Here is a 14,748-nt window from a genome sequence, read left to right as displayed (position 1 = left end):
ATCTAGAAGGCCTTCGAAACCGCGAGCTGCAGACTGAGCCAATCGTCGTCGCGGTAGAGGTTTTGGAAGAAATCCGTATTGCCGGGTCGCTGCTCGTAGTCGCTGCGCGAGTGGGTCGCGGACAGGTGGCAGCTCCAGTTTTCCGTTACTAGGCGAAGCCCGCCGCCGATGGAATCGTTTCGCAGGCCCGGGGCGGCGGTGCTGAAGAGAAGGGCGTTTTCGATTTCGCCAGTGTCTCGGTAGCGACGGGCCTTGAGGTAGAGGGAGAGACGCTCGCCGACCTGGTATTCTACCGCAGTGTCGAAGAAGTAGGCGTCGAACTGCGGATCCTCCCTGGAACCGCCCAGCGTGTTGCGCCAGACCCATTTTTCGGCGAGAGCGGCGTTGAGGGCGAACTCGGCGGAGTAACGGGTCTGGCGGGCGGAGGTATCGCTGGCGGTGAGAGCCAGACGGGACCGAAGGCGCGGCGAGAGCACGTTTTCCGCGACCAGACTCATGGCGGTGGTGGCCAAGACGAGCTCGCTGCGTCGGATCCCGTCGAAATCGATTTCGTAGCCAGGGGACACCTCTTCTTGCACCTGGGTCAGGGACAGCGTGACCATACCGCTGGCCGGCAGGTACTGCCATCGCAAACCGCCAGTGGCGCTGAGGGCGCTTGGCGTGACCTCCTGATAAAGCTCGTGCCCCGGCACGCCCTCCAGCGGCCCGAAGTGCTGAGCGAAATAGGTATCCAGCCAAACGCTACGATAGTTGGAAAACCCGTCGCGCCCTGCGAAATCCCACTCCATGGAAAGCGTCTCGCTGATGGGACGCGAAAGGCTCAACGCCAGCGAGTGGGCCCATTCGTCCAGCTCGGTCTCGCTGCCAAGAAAGTCGAAAGGGGCTGGGACGAACTCCACCTCGAAGCGGCTGATGCTGTAGGTGGCTTGGCCGCTCCATTTTCCCAGTTGCTGCGAGGCCTGTATCGAGGCGTACGACACGTGAAAGAGCTCGCTTTCGAGCCGCTGGAAGGCGACTTCGGCAGCGTCTACGGCATGGCTCGTCGGCGCAAGGACGCATCCGAAAAGTCCGACGAGAAGGCCGAGAGGAAGCAAGCCTGGGGCGCGGCGCGTCATCGGCAAGCGGAGCAGCCCGTGGCTTGGGCACCCCCGGAGGTGGCGGAGCCTGGCTCGATTTGGGTGGTCAGGGGGGCGGGAGCGTTTTCCACCAGCGAGTCTGAGAAGACCATGCTGGGTTTCGAAACGAGCCGCTGCTGGTAAACCGGAACCGCGGAGCATCCCGCCAGGATGACGAGCGAACCGGCGAGCAACAGCTTTCGCCAATGGGATAGGACGGAGCGCATGCCAAAAGAGAGGCCGAGGCCCTGGCGTTTATTCCCGAATTGGACAACTTTGCTCGCAGGGCGAAATCCTCAACCGTCCGCGTCGCCTTGCTGCGAGAGAGCGATGAGGGCCTCGACATAGAGCCGAGGGGAGTGGTCGGCGAAGGAATCCGAGGGTATGGCGTTGAAATCGCTGCGGCTCCAATTCTCTTCGAAGAGCGTCTTGAGGTAGGCTTTGTGTCCTCGAAAACGCTGTTCCCATTTTTCGAGCATTGGCGGGTCGACCAGCAGCTCGCGGTCGGAGGTGATCAGGTAGCTCGACCCGACATGCCGGTACAAGGGGCGAGCAGGCACGCGCGGCACGATGTCGTTGTCATTGATCACTCGATACACTGGAAGCGACTTTTCCGCGTGCTTGGCGAGCTTGGCGTTCAGGCAACGCGGACTGCCGATGGCGTACACCGCTTCGAGTCGGTCTGGGCTCTGTATGGCGAAAAGGGTCGCCAAAGCGGCCCCTAGACTGTGTCCGGCGACCCAGAATCGTTTTTTCTCCGAGGCGCTTGCGTCGCTGGATGATTCCCGCTCGCTGGCTGCGGCTTCGATGTCCAGAAAAACCGCCTGCAGGGCCCGCGCGAATCCGGCGTGGGCCTTTCCTTTGGCGATAGGTCCGAAGTCGATCTGCAGGATCTGGGCGTCAGTCCAATAGTCGACCCGGTCGCCCGTCTCGGTGCCGCGAAAGACCAGAACGCGCTGCGTTTCGTTTTCCGCCAAAAACGCGTAGGTGCCCTCAGCCTCGAAAAAGCGGACCTTCGGAAAGCCTGCATTGGCGAGGGTTTCTTCGATGAAGTCCGGCTCTTTCACATAGATCAACATGCTGCACTGGGCGAGAAAGGCCGCGTTTCGAGCGTCGAAAACGCTCGGAGGATTTGGATACAGCTCGCCGCAGCTTTCGAAGTACGGAAACGTCTTGTTCGGTGCGAAGAGGGCTTCGTGGGAAAGATCTCCTTCCTCGGCCCGCAGCGCCCCGGAAGTCGCAAGCGCGATGATTGCGGCAACGAGCGAGAGCGATGAGGAGAAGCGGGACGGCATCGTGTTCCGTGAGGGAGCAGGGAGCGACTATTTTGATCCGAAGTATTTCGCCCGAATGCGTTCGTGCAGCGCTTGGTCTTCCAGCTCGCGATCGGTGATTTCCAGAGCGTTGATTTCCGGGAGTAGGAAGTCGATGATCTTCGCATCGAGCTCGCCGTCCTCGATGCGGCCGATGAGCTTGGGGCGAGGCTCGGCGGGCTGAAACAGCTCCCATGTGAACTCGTGCTCCTTGCTCAGCAAGGTGAGCATTTCAACGATGGTCAAGTAGTCGACCATGCCCATGAGCGTATCCTCGCGATAGTCGAGCTTGCGCGGAGCTGCTCCATCGCCATCGATATAGCGATGCATCAGTTTCGTGTATCCATGAAGGAGTGACGGATTCCTAGGATGAGCTGCGACCGCGATGGGCTGGCGCCACCAGCGATGCTCTTGGGCGAGGGCGTCGACCTCCTGGATAAGGGCCTCGAGGTAGTCGGCGTCGAATTCGTCGTAGGAAGTGTAGATGAGATCGTTCGTCACAGGTCGAAATGCTTGGGAGGGAAGAATGCGGCCTTAGGCGATCGGAGCGAGAGATTTCAAAGCGAACACCACCTTTTGCTGATCTTTGGAGGCGGGTAGGTCCACGGTGATATCAAGCGACCAGTCGTTGAGATCTTCGGAGTCGATGAGGGTTTGGCTCACGGTCCACTGGGATCGGTCGTCGGACTCGTCGATATGGGTGTGCTCGAAGGCTCGGGCGGCAGGATCCAGGCGTATCCACGACCTGGATGCATAGTAGGGTTCCATGTGTCGCTCCAGTTCGACGTCGCACCATTTCGGGGCGTCGTCGGAATCGCTTTGAAACAGGGGGGGCAAGTCGTAGCGCTTGTCGAGTTCCTGATAGCTCTTGCTAGCGAGAAGGCGAATGAACTGGAAGAGCTCGTCGCGAATCCGTTTGGTGAACGCCTTGCGATCGCGTGTGATGTCGGCGGCGCGTGTCGATTCGGGCAGAGAGTCCGCCGCGGCGGCGTCGGACTGGTAGTCGGGATCACGCATGCGTTCCCATTCGTCGATCAGGCTGGAATCGACGTGACGCAGCAGGTGCTCCAGGTAGATGATGATCTCGTCGACTTGGTCGTCTCGGAAGCTTGGCGGTATGGTATTGTCCAATACGCGGTAGACGTTTGTCAGATGGCGAAGCAGCAGGCCTTCGGCTCGCTGGAGCCCGTAGAGCTTCACGTAGTCGCTGAAGTTGCTATAGCGCTCGAACATCTCTCGGGCGATGGATTTCGGCTTTATGTTTTCCGATCCCACCCAAGGGTGCTCGGTGGCGAAGGCGTTGAAGGTCTCGTAGATGAACTCGGCCTCCGGCTTGGGATGCTCCAGCTGTTCCAGTTTTTCCATACGTTCCTCGTACTCTATCCCGGCGGCCTTCATTTCCGCGACCGCGTCGGTCTTCAGCTTGTCGAGCTGGCGACGCAGGATGGCGTCGGGATTCTCCAGGATGGATTCCGCGAGGCTGAGCAGCTTGAGGGCGTAGTCCGGGTCGTCGCGGTTCAGGAGGGCGAGGGCGTCGATGCAATACAGCGATAGCGTTTGGTTGAGGGAAAAGTCGTCCTGCAGCTCGACGTTCACCCGCAGTTTTCGACCAGGCTCGTCGGGTGGAGAAATCTCGATGATGTTTCGCTCCACCAGGGCACGAAACAGCTGGAAGGCCTTGCGACGATGCTTCTTTTTGGCGGCTTCGGTTTCGTGGCTGTCGGAGACGAGCTGGCGCATGGCACGGCAGCCGTCTCCTTGGCGGCTGAGCACGTTGAGCAGCATGCCATGGGAGACTTTGAACTGGGATTCCAAGGGTTCCGCGGGCGAGGTTTGCAGCTTGAGATAGGTTTCTTCGTCCCACTGCACGTAGCCGCGAGCGGGCGGCTTTTTCTTAACCAGCTTTCGCTTCTTCTTGTTGTCGTCGCCGGCTTTGGCTTCGGCTCTCTTGTTCTCCACCACGTGTTCAGGGGCGAGTGAAACGACGTATCCAACGTCGTCATACCCTTTTCTGCCAGCGCGTCCGGATATCTGATGGAAATCTCGAGCGCTGAGGATGGAGGTCTTGCGCCCGCCGTATTTGCAGAGTTGGGTGAAGAGCACGGTCCGGATGGGCACGTTTACGCCGACGCCTAGGGTATCGGTGCCGCAGATGAACTTCAGCATGCCCTTCTGGGCGAACTTTTCCACCAGCACGCGGTACTTAGGCAGCAAGCCAGCGTGGTGCAAGCCGATGCCGCTTTGCAGGCATTTTTTGATTTCCTTGCCGAAGGGGCTAGTGAATTCCACGCCTTGGAGCTCCTCTTTGATGAGAGCTTTCTCCTCCTTGGTGCAGACGTTGAGGCTCAGGAGATTCTGCGCGGTGTCGGAGGCCGCCTTCTGGGTGAAGTGCACGATGTAGACAGGCAGCTTGTTTTCCTTTTCCAGCTTGTCGAGGGCTTCGACCAAGGTCGCCTCGCGATAGTCGAACTCCAGCGGAACCGGTCGTTGTTTGCTGGATACGGTGACGCATTCTCTGGCGGTGAGATCCTCCAAGCCGCGGGAGAAGAACGCGGTATCGCCCAAGGTGGCGGATATGAGCAGAAACTGGCAATGCGGCAGGGTGAGCAGGGGGACCTGCCAGGCGACGCCTCTCTCGTGGTCGGAGTAGTAGTGGAATTCGTCCATGATGACGTCGTTCACCTTGGCCAGGGGACCGTCACGCAAGGCGATGTTGGAGAGGATCTCCGCGGTGCAGCACAGGATAGGAGCGTCGCGGTTGACCGAAGCGTCTCCGGTCATCATGCCGACGTTTTCCGGGCCGAAGTCTCGGCAAAGCGAGAGAAACTTCTCGTTTACCAAGGCCTTGATGGGGCAGGTGTAGACCGATCTCCGACCCAGGGAGGCCGAATAGAAGTGCATCGCTGCCGCGACCAGCGACTTGCCGGAACCGGTCGGCGTATTGAGGATCAGGTTCTTGCCAGCGAAGATCTCCAGGATGGCCTCCTCCTGAGCAGGGTAGAGCTCGATGCCTTTCTCGGTGACGTAGTCGAGAAAGCGCTCCAGAAGGGCGTCGGGATCGTTGAGGGCTTTGGCGGGCTCGAGAGGAAATGACATGAAGCCGGGCAGCGTGGAGAGGGATCGGTTAAGTGGAAAGGGGAAACTTGGACTCGAGATCGACTCGCGAATCGGAACGGCGCCTGGCGTACCACCGTGGAATCAGGGAATTACCTAAAAAAATAGCGTTGAATTGCATAGGTGTTGACAAGGAGGCGGTTGCCTGTTCTGCGGTAGGGCGAATTTCTTCAGTTCTACTTATCAAACCCAAACTATCCATGAACAAATACTGCAGATTGATCGCTGGCGTCTCAACGTTCCTGGCGTGCGCCACGCTCGCCCACTCGGAAGGCCTCCTCGGCAAGCGCTACCTCGAAGTCGGCGTAGCCACCGATAGCGATTTCGACGACTTCGGCTTCGGACTCGCCTATAATATGCCGATCAAGGCGGACATGCTGGATCTCGCGATCGAGCTGGGTCGCGACGAGGAAGGCATCGTGGAAACGGCGGTGATCGACGTGACCTTCTACGCACCAGTATCTCAAGGCAGTTTGACCAAGGTATACATCGCCCCGGTTTTGGGCTATTTCCAGGCTGAAACTGGCTACTGGTGGTCTCCAAACGTGAGCGACCTGGTGTACGGCGTGTCAGTGGGAACTGAATACGAGCTCGCTGAAAACTCCAACCTCACCACTTCGATTTCTTATTTGGACAGCGAAGACTTCGGGGACTTCGGCGTGAGCTTCGACGTAGGGTACAACCACTGGTTCACCGACAGCTTCAACGGGGAGATCGCCTTGGGCTACAACACCGAGAGCGAGGACGCGTCGTTCTCCTTGAGCGCTCGCTGGGCCTTCTAGCCAACTGAACCATTCTGTTTTTCTCGTGGACGCCTCTTTGCTGGAGGCGTCCTTTTTTGTTTCGCTTCGCTTTAGGGGCGGAGTCCCGCGCTCCCGGCGGCGATCCTTGTTTATCGTCCGGCTAGAGGCTCGACTTCAATTCGCGTGCGAGGGCGAAGGCCTCGTCTACGGAGTCGGCCAGCACGCAGAAGTGGCCCATCTTGCGACCGACGCGGGCCTGCTTCTTGCCGTAGAGGTGCAGTTTGGCCTGCGGGTGGCGGAGCAGCGAGGACCAGTCCGGTGTGCGTCCTTGCCAGGCGTCGCCTAGAATGTTGACCATCACCACGGGGCGCAGCAGCTCCGTCGAGCCCAGCGGCAAGCCGCAGACCGCCCGCACGAATTGCTCGAATTGGCTGGTGACGCAGGCGTCTATGGTGTAGTGCCCGGAATTGTGAGGGCGCGGGGCCAGCTCGTTCACCGCTAGGGCGCCGTCCTTGAGCACGAACAGCTCCACGCCGAGCAGACCGACCAGCCCCAGCTTGCGGGCGACTTCCTTCGCCAGCTCTTCGGCTCGTTCGCTCAGATCCTTCGAGATGCGGGCGGGAACGATCGAGTAGTCGAGAATGTGGTTGGTATGTATGTTTTCGGCGATGGGAAAGGTGGCGATTTCGCCCTGTTCGTTGGCAGCGACCATGACCGAGATTTCCATTTCGAAATCCATCCAGCCTTCCAGAACCGCCCGATGCTTGCCGAACTGTTTCCAGATTTCGGATACGTTTGGAGAATCGTCGTCGATTTTCAGCTGTCCTTTTCCGTCGTAGCCGAAGGCTGCCGTCTTGAGCACGCAAGGTGTGCCGATCTTCTCCAAGGCCGCTGCGAGATCCTCTTCGGAATCCACGATGGCGAAGGGAGCGCAGGGAATGCCGCTGTCGCGAAGAAATGTCTTCTCCCTCTCGCGATTCTGGCATGTATGCAAAATCTCAGGACGCGGATGCAGCTTCCGGTGTCGCCCGAGATAGTGCGTCGCTTCGCTGGGCACGTTTTCGAACTCGTAGGTGACGACATCCGCCGCGTCCGCCAGCAGTTGCAAAGCGGATTCGTCGGCGTAGTCGGCGTTGATTTCCATATCCGCCACGTGTCCAGCGGGACAGTTTTCCTGAGGCTCGTAGACCACGAAGCCGTAGCCCAGGGCCCTGGCCGCCTGTCCCGTCATGCGGCCGAGCTGGCCGCCGCCAAGGATTCCGATAGTCGCTCCGGGCTCGATCATGACAGCTCCATCGCTTCCACTTTGGCCTTGAGGTCGTCTCGGTAGGATTCGAGCCGCTCGGCGAGATTGTCGTCGGAAAGGGCCAGGATCGACACGGCGTAGAGTCCCGCGTTTTTGGCGCCCGCGGAGCCGATAGCGAAAGTGGCGGTGGGAATGCCGCCGGGCATCTGGGCGATGGATAGCAGCGAGTCCATGCCTTTTAGGGCCTTGGATTGCACCGGCACCCCAAGCACGGGAAGAGTGGTCAGGGCCGAAACCATGCCCGGCAGGTGAGCCGCTCCTCCTGCTCCGGCGATGATGCACTTAAGACCGCGCTGTTTGGCTCCTTTGGCGTAGTCGTACATCTTTTCCGGAGTGCGATGGGCGCTCACGACCTGAGCTTCGAAAGGCACGCCAAAGGATTCGAGAATCTTGGCTGCTTCTTGCATGGTGGGCCAGTCGGAGTTGCTGCCCATGATGATGCCGACGAGAGGAGTTTTTTCAGACATGGTTAAGATGCGGGTGATTAACGGAGGGGGTTGCGGCGTCGCAAGGCAAAAAGGCGAAGCGAATTTCCGTGAAAGGCAAGTGAGAATCGACCAGCGGACGCGGTCGGCTTTCTATTGGAAGAACGGAAAACGGCGCTCGCGAGTTGCCGCGCCGAGCGGATTGCGGCCATAGTGACCAGTCGCCAGCTTTAGCGATTCTGTTTCAGACTTTTCCCAGCGAGCCCATGACAAGACCTCTCTCCCTTCTTCTTTTGACCGGCCAAAGTGGCGAATGGCATAATTGGCCGGTGAGCAGCCGCTACCTCCGGTCACTGCTCGAGCAGGAGGATCGCTTTCGGGTCACCTATCTGGAAAGCCCGGCTGCAGGCGAATCGATGCGGGGCTTTGCGCCGGATTGGGGCGCCTATGACGTGGTCGTGCTCGATTACGAGGGCGAGGCGTGGCCGATAGAGACGCGCAAGGCGTTTGAAACCTACATGGAGGAGGGAGGAGGCCTGGTCGTTTTTCACTCCACCAACAACGCCTTTCCTGACTGGCCGGCCTTCAACGAGATGATCGCGGTCGGAGGCTGGGGCGGGCGCGACGAGAAGGACGGGTCCATGATCCGATGGCGAAACGGGAAAATGGAGCTCGACTCAAGGCCGGGCGCCGCGACGCATCCGCCGCCCTACGCCTTCGAAATCGAGAGCCGCGCCGAGGAGCATCCGGTGTTGCGGGGCTTGCCGCAGCGATGGCTGCACGCCACGGACGAACTCTACAGTCAGCTGCGCGGTCCGGCTCGGAACGTCACGGTACTGGCCACCTCGCGAGCGGATCCGGATGAGGTTGAAGGCGGCACGGGCGAAAACGAGCCGGTGCTGATGGCCATCGAATACGGCAAGGGGCGGGTGTTTCACACGACGCTTGGACACGTGCATTTCGATCGGACCGAAGCGCCGGAGTCGCTGCGCTGCGTCGGATTCGTCGAAACGTTTCTGCGCGGCGCCGAGTGGGCCGCCACTGGGGCGGTGACGCGACCGGCGCCCGAGGCGTTTCCCTGCTCGGACTCGATTTCGCTGCGCTGAGACCCGGAGCGAGTCGGCAGGCTAGCGGAACATGAGGATCGGCACGTGGCAGTCGCGGGTCAGGGTGGCGGTGGTGCTGCCGATGAGAAGCCGCTTCGCTCGAGAATGGCCGTAGGCCCCCATGGCGAGCATGTCGTAGGCGTAGTTTTCCACTTTGTCGGTGATGATCCGAGCGGGCTCGCCTTCGCGGATTTCGCCTTTGGCCACGAAGCCCGCGTCTCTCAGCCGCTCGGTGGCGTCGTTGATTTCGTTGCGGTGGCGATCGTCGTCCTTGCCCACGAGAAGCAGGTCGATCTCCACATCCCTCAAGAGGGGATGGGTGGCGATGAACTCCAGGGCCTTGAGGGAGCTCGGACCGCCATCGAAGGCCAGCAAGCAGCGCCGTATCGGCTTGAAGGCGCGCGAGGCCACCAGGACCGGGCACTTGGCCACCCGCAAGGTGCGCTCGATATTCACCCCGAGATGCTTCATTTCGATCGCCGCGTTTTGTCCCCGTTTTCCAATTACGATCAAATCCACGTTTTGCTGGATGTCCTCCAGCACGTCGACGAAGAGTCCGTGCCTCAGCTCCGTATCCACACCTTGGATGCCCTTTTCCTTCACGTGGCGGCTCGCTTCGCTGAGGATGGCTTCGCCCTTCACTTGGGCGAGCCGAGCCCGCTCGCGATCGAAGGCGACCAGATCGTTCATCAGCGAGTCGTAGGCTTCCGGACCGATGCTGCCGCTGAGGTCCGCCAAGCTGGCTCGCTCTCGGTGCGGGTTGAGGGTATGCACGATGCGGAGGTCGGTCTGGAGCTGATTGACTGCCCAGACGCTGTGGTCGTAGACGCTTTGGGCGTAGGGGGATCCGTCGGTGAAGCAGAGAACGGTTTTCATGAGAAGTGGGCGGTTGGCTATGGTTTTCTGGGGAGACTAATGGCTGTCGAGGGATTCGGGAGCTCCTGGCTTGTCGTGCACTGCGAGCTTTCCGACGATGGTAGCGCTTGCTTCGTTCAGGCCAAGGATTTCCACTTCCGCTCCTTCGCGGCGGAACTTGAGAACCACTTTGTCGAGCGCTGTCACGGCGGACAAGTCCCAGAAGTGGGCCCGGCTGACATCGATCACCACCCGCTCGAGCACCTCCGAGAAATCGAAGGCGTTGGAGAAGTTGGAGGCGGATACGAAGAAGAGCTGGCCCTCGACGATGTAGGTTCGCTCGCGACTGCCGGATTCGCGCTTGGAGGTGATGGAAACCAGCTGAGCCACCTTGTGAGCGAAGGAGAGGGCGCAGAGGATGACGCCCACCAGCACTCCGTAGGCAAGGTTATGGGTGTAGACCACCACGCCCACCGTGGCCAACATGACGAAGGAGGTGAACTTGGGGTGGGTTTTCAGGTTTTTGATCGAGCTCCAGCTGAAGGTACCGATGGAAACCATGATCATGACGGCGACCAATGCGGCCATGGGAATCATGCTGACCCACTCGTCCAGCAGCAGGATGAGGATCAAGAGGAAGATGCCCGCCCAAAGCGTGGACAAGCGCCCGCGCCCGCCGGACTTCACGTTGATGACGCTCTGGCCGATCATGGCGCAGCCGGCCATGCCGCCAAAGAAGCCGGTCACTACGTTGGCCAGTCCTTGACCCTTGCATTCGCGATTCTTGTCGCTCTCGGAGTCGGTCAAGCCGTCCACGATGGTGGCGGTCATCAGCGACTCCAGCAGACCGACCACCGCCAGAGGAATCGAGTAGGGCAGGATGATGAACAGGGTTTCGAGCGTGAAGGGAACGTCCGGCATCAGAAACGGAGGAAACGCGGAGGGCAGTTCGCCCATGTCGCCCACCGTGCGCAGATGGTCCAGGCCGAAGAAGGCCGCGATCACGGTCAGGACGACGATGCAGACCAGCGGCGAAGGAACGCTCTTGGTAAGGCGCGGCAGCAGATAGATGATGGCCAGGCCGCCCGCCACCATGGCGTACATGCTCCAGCCCTGTCCCACGAATTCCGGGAGCTGGGCCATGAAGATGAGGATCGCCAGGGCGTTGACGAAGCCGGTCATCACGGATCGGGAAACGAACCTCAAGGAATCGCCCAGCTTGAAATAGCCCGCGATCAGCTGGAGCACGCCGGTGAGCAAAGTGGCCGCGAAGAGGTACTGCACGCCGTGATCCTTGATCAGGTCGGTCATCAGCAGAGCCATGGCTCCGGTGGCGGCGGAGATCATGCCCGGCCGGCCTCCGGCGAAGGCGGTCACCACTGCGATGCAGAAGGAGGCGTAGAGCCCGACTTTGGGATCCACGCCGGCGATGATGGAAAAGGCGATCGCCTCCGGTATGAGGGCCAACGCTACCACGGTGCCGGCAAGAAGGTCCCTCGGTAGGTTTGATATCCAATTCTCTCTAAAAGTGCTGTTCATGCGATAAGGCGTTGCTCGACCGGCTTGGGCCGATCGTCGTTGACAGGCGGTCCTGCGGAAGAGGGGGCAAGGGAACGGCCCAAAGGACGCGGGTCAATCCCTATTGATGGAGCGACTCAACGAGACGACCCGCGAAATCAACGCAAAGTGAGCATTGGCAGCGATTGAAGGCCCCGTTGGTACGTAACCTGCGTCGGGCGCTCGCCCAACGGATTTTACGGGATGAGTATTTAGCTTGTGCAAATTTTCAAAAAATGTGGTTCCTAATTGAAGCTATTCATCTTGTCAGGGCGTATACTACGTGTTTAACCCTAAATTCAGGGTAAAACGCTCCTGCGTCCCATTCTCAAGAGCGTCCCTTTCGTTTCATCCTTTTTCCATGAAAACCTTTTACCTAGTGGATAGTCAGGCGTCGATACGGCAGATGCTTGCTGAAGTGTTAGACCGTCGTGACTACAGCGTTATCGGCGAGAGTGGCGACGGCGCCAAGGCGCTCGAGGAGATTTCCGAGCTCAAGCCGGACGTGATCGTGACGGAGGCTCGATTGAAAACGCATAGCGGGCCGGAGCTCATTCGTCGCTTGAAGCGGGAGCTGCCGGAGTCGCGATTCGTGATCTTCTCCGACGAGCGCAGTCCGATCATCGTGAAGGAGACGCTCAAGGCGGGCGCCCATGGCTACATCGAGAAGTCCGTCACCCTTTCGGAGCTGCTCAACTCGCTTCGAATCGTGGCTGATGGCGGGTGCTTTTTCGGTTTCAACATCACGGAGGTCATTCGAAAGGTCGTTTCCGAACCGCAGCATGCCGAGTCGCCGCAGGACAGTCTGACGGATCGCGAGCGCGAGGTGCTGATCATGATCGCCAACGGAAACAGCAACAAGGACATCGCCGCCATTCTGGGGCTGAGCGTGAAGACGGTGGACAACCACCGTTGCAGCATGATGCGAAAGCTGAACCTGCACAACGTGGCCTCGATCACCCGCTACGCCATGGAGCATCGTATGGTGGAGCTGAACTTCGCGATCTAGCGACCACCGTCGGTCAGGACGAAAAAAAACGCTCCGGCCTGCGAAGAGGTCGAAGCGTTTGTGAAAAAACCGTCGTCGTCGGACCGACTCTAGTCGTTTTGCTGAGCCTGAATGGCGGTCAAGGCGATCGTGTAGATGATGTCGTCCACCAAGGCGCCGCGCGACAGGTCGTTGACCGGTTTCCTGAGGCCTTGCAGCATCGGGCCGATGGACACTACGTTCGCGGAGCGCTGCACCGCCTTGTAAACGGTGTTTCCGGTATTCAGATCGGGGAAGATGAATACGTTCGCCTTGCCTGCGACCGGGCTGTCCGGGGCCTTGGTTTTGGCCACGTCTGCGATGGCTGCGGCGTCGTACTGCAGCGGACCGTCGATGGTGATGTCGGGGCGAAGCTCCTTCACGATGCGTGTGGCTTCGATCACCTTGTCCACATCCTTGCCTGCTCCGGAGCCCAAGGTGCTGTAGCTGATCATGGCCACCATGGGATCGATGCCGAAGGCGATCGCGGAGTCCACGGACTGGATGGCGATGTCGGCTAGCTCTTCCGCGTTCGGGTCCGGGTTGATGGCGCAGTCGCCGTAGACGAGGACCTGATCCGGAAGACACATGAAAAAGATGGACGACGCGATCTTGGCGGAAGGGCGAGTCTTGATCAGCTGCATGGCGGGCCGAACGGTGTTCGCCGACGAGTGAACAGCTCCGGAAACCAAACCGTCGACCTCGTCGTGGGCCAGCATCATGGTGCCGAGAACCACGGAATCGCTCAAGTGGTCGCGAGCGATCTTTTCCGTCATGTTCTTGTGGCGTCGCATATCGACCAGGGACTCGACGTAGTTTTCGCGAATGTCGTCAGGATTGATGATTTCCAAAGTCGGCGGTAGGGTGATTCCCATGGCGTCGGCCTTGATGCGTACGTTGTCCGGGTCGGCGAGCAGAACGCAGCCCGCGATATCGCGCTCCACACAAGCCACCGCGGCTTGAATGGTGCGCGGCTCGTCGCCCTCGGGAAGCACGATGCGCTTGCGCTTGGAGCGAGCCGTGCGGGTGAGCATATGGCGAAAGGCCGGTGGAGAAAGCTGACGCTTGACGTGCGAGCTCAAGGTACCGCGTATCCATTCGCTGTTTACGCAGACCGCTACCGTATCCATGGCCTGATTGATGCGCTCGTAGTCGTCGGTCGCGATCTCGAGGTTCATCTCGTGCAGCACACGAGCGGTTTCGAAGGAAGTCTTGTCGACCTGCAGCACGGGAAGTCCCGTGTCCCAAGCGAGCTTGCAAAGCTTGTAGATGCGCTCGTCCGGGGTCTGGTTGCTGGTGAGAATCAATCCAGCGAGACGAGCCCCGTTTAGCGATGCCATGGACGCGGCGAGAATGATATCGGTGCGATCCGAGGGAGTGACCAACAGATTGCCCGTCTTCAGGGTGTGAAGCATGTTGGGCACGTTGCGGGCGCAGAGTTCTATTTTGAAAACGCGGCGGCTATTCATGTCGCCCTCGTTGATGACCTTCGCTTCGACGAGCTTGGCCACGTCGGAAACGCGAGGAGCCAGCAGCTTCTGGTCGTGGGGGATCAAGCCGATCAGCGGAATCTGCTCGTGCTCGAATACCGGGCACTTGTCGACCAAGTACTTGGACAGGCCGTCCAGGCTGATGCCGTCGAAATGTATGCTCTCGCGGGCGACGGTGAGGTCTGCCTTGTTGATGACGGAGCCGGCGACTCGTCCTTTGAATTCGGATACAGCGAGTTCGATTTCGCGATTGAGGTTTTCGAGGTCGCGATTCCCGAGGGCTGATACGAGGATCAGCTGGGCGGAAAGGGTTTGGGCCAGCTTCTGGTTGAGCTTGGCGCCCATGGGGAACTTGTCGGTTTGCAGCAGGCCCTCCACGATGATCACGTCGAGGTCCTGGGCTGCTTCCTCCAAGCGACGCACGATGTTCTCGAGCAGGAGCTCGATCTTTTCCTCGCTGAGGTACTGACGCGCCTCGGCTAGTGAAAAAGGCTCTGGGGGCTCGATGGTAGTGGCGGAGCGGATGAATTGAGTGGAGCGGTCCTCGGAGCTGTCGTCGCCGCTCATAGGTTGGGCGATGGGCTTGAAGAAACCGACTCTGACCCCCTGTCGTTCAAGAGCTCGTACTAGACCGATGGATACGGTGGATAGTCCGACTCGCGCTCCGGTGGGAACCGTGAGGAATACGTGGTTCATA

Annotated in this window: 13 protein-coding genes; 4 read left to right on the top strand and 9 right to left on the bottom strand. The window is 59.8% G+C overall.

The annotated features are described in order from the left end of the window. Positions 1 to 2: 2 nt before the first annotated feature. Positions 3 to 980: a hypothetical protein gene (locus QEH54_RS02700; RefSeq protein ID WP_309017080.1), complete on the bottom strand. Its 978-nt coding sequence runs from the start codon at positions 978 to 980 to the stop codon at positions 3 to 5. Here QEH54_RS02700 and QEH54_RS02695 point away from each other — a divergent pair, their 5' ends adjacent. Continuing rightward, positions 981 to 1,259 (top strand): hypothetical protein, encoded by a 279-nt coding sequence (locus tag QEH54_RS02695; RefSeq protein WP_309017079.1) that lies wholly within the window; start codon positions 981 to 983, stop codon positions 1,257 to 1,259. 152 nt (positions 1,260 to 1,411) lie between these two features. On the opposite strand, the gene QEH54_RS02690 is transcribed toward QEH54_RS02695, so the two are convergent. From QEH54_RS02690 to QEH54_RS02680, 3 genes are read right to left on the bottom strand one after another with little or no spacing between them, the layout of a single operon-like run. After that, the gene (locus QEH54_RS02690; RefSeq protein WP_309017078.1) at positions 1,412 to 2,410 is read right to left on the bottom strand and encodes a lipase family protein; all 999 of its coding nucleotides are present in this window, start codon (positions 2,408 to 2,410) and stop codon (positions 1,412 to 1,414) included. Between the two features lie 27 nt (positions 2,411 to 2,437). Further along, positions 2,438 to 2,929 (bottom strand): hypothetical protein, encoded by a 492-nt coding sequence (locus tag QEH54_RS02685; protein WP_309017077.1) that lies wholly within the window; start codon positions 2,927 to 2,929, stop codon positions 2,438 to 2,440. Between the two features lie 33 nt (positions 2,930 to 2,962). After that, positions 2,963 to 5,524 carry a DUF3516 domain-containing protein gene (locus QEH54_RS02680; protein WP_309017076.1) on the bottom strand — a complete coding sequence of 854 codons (2,562 nt, stop codon included), beginning with the start codon at positions 5,522 to 5,524 and terminating at the stop codon, positions 2,963 to 2,965. Between the two features lie 218 nt (positions 5,525 to 5,742). Between QEH54_RS02680 and QEH54_RS02675 the strand changes: the two genes are divergently transcribed. Then, the gene (locus QEH54_RS02675; protein ID WP_309017075.1) at positions 5,743 to 6,324 is read left to right on the top strand and encodes a hypothetical protein; all 582 of its coding nucleotides are present in this window, start codon (positions 5,743 to 5,745) and stop codon (positions 6,322 to 6,324) included. Positions 6,325 to 6,445: 121 nt separating this feature from the next. On the opposite strand, the gene QEH54_RS02670 is transcribed toward QEH54_RS02675, so the two are convergent. Both QEH54_RS02670 and purE read right to left on the bottom strand, forming a co-directional pair. After that, a complete protein-coding gene (locus QEH54_RS02670) occupies positions 6,446 to 7,570 on the bottom strand; it encodes a 5-(carboxyamino)imidazole ribonucleotide synthase (protein ID WP_309017074.1) in 1,125 nt (374 codons plus the stop codon). Further along, complete coding sequence (gene purE / locus QEH54_RS02665) at positions 7,567 to 8,058, bottom strand: 5-(carboxyamino)imidazole ribonucleotide mutase (protein WP_309017073.1); 492 nt, start codon at positions 8,056 to 8,058, stop codon at positions 7,567 to 7,569. The genes QEH54_RS02670 and purE overlap by 4 nt, the downstream gene beginning before the upstream one ends. A gap of 224 nt (positions 8,059 to 8,282) precedes the next feature. Between purE and QEH54_RS02660 the strand changes: the two genes are divergently transcribed. After that, positions 8,283 to 9,122: a ThuA domain-containing protein gene (locus tag QEH54_RS02660; RefSeq protein ID WP_309017072.1), complete on the top strand. Its 840-nt coding sequence runs from the start codon at positions 8,283 to 8,285 to the stop codon at positions 9,120 to 9,122. 21 nt (positions 9,123 to 9,143) lie between these two features. Here the strand turns inward: QEH54_RS02660 and QEH54_RS02655 are convergent, their stop codons facing one another. Continuing rightward, positions 9,144 to 9,998 carry a universal stress protein gene (locus QEH54_RS02655; protein ID WP_309017071.1) on the bottom strand — a complete coding sequence of 285 codons (855 nt, stop codon included), beginning with the start codon at positions 9,996 to 9,998 and terminating at the stop codon, positions 9,144 to 9,146. Between the two features lie 36 nt (positions 9,999 to 10,034). After that, positions 10,035 to 11,516 carry a SulP family inorganic anion transporter gene (locus QEH54_RS02650; protein ID WP_309017070.1) on the bottom strand — a complete coding sequence of 494 codons (1,482 nt, stop codon included), beginning with the start codon at positions 11,514 to 11,516 and terminating at the stop codon, positions 10,035 to 10,037. A 379-nt stretch (positions 11,517 to 11,895) separates the two neighbouring features. Between QEH54_RS02650 and QEH54_RS02645 the strand changes: the two genes are divergently transcribed. Next, positions 11,896 to 12,543: a response regulator transcription factor gene (locus QEH54_RS02645; protein ID WP_309017069.1), complete on the top strand. Its 648-nt coding sequence runs from the start codon at positions 11,896 to 11,898 to the stop codon at positions 12,541 to 12,543. A gap of 89 nt (positions 12,544 to 12,632) precedes the next feature. On the opposite strand, the gene pta is transcribed toward QEH54_RS02645, so the two are convergent. After that, positions 12,633 to 14,747: a phosphate acetyltransferase gene (gene pta, locus QEH54_RS02640; protein WP_309017068.1), complete on the bottom strand. Its 2,115-nt coding sequence runs from the start codon at positions 14,745 to 14,747 to the stop codon at positions 12,633 to 12,635. Between the last annotated feature and the right edge of the window lies 1 nt (position 14,748).

The organism is Pelagicoccus sp. SDUM812003 (assembly GCF_031127815.1).
Taxonomy (GTDB): domain Bacteria; phylum Verrucomicrobiota; class Verrucomicrobiia; order Opitutales; family Opitutaceae; genus Pelagicoccus.
This window is presented reverse-complemented; position numbering and strand designations above follow the sequence as displayed.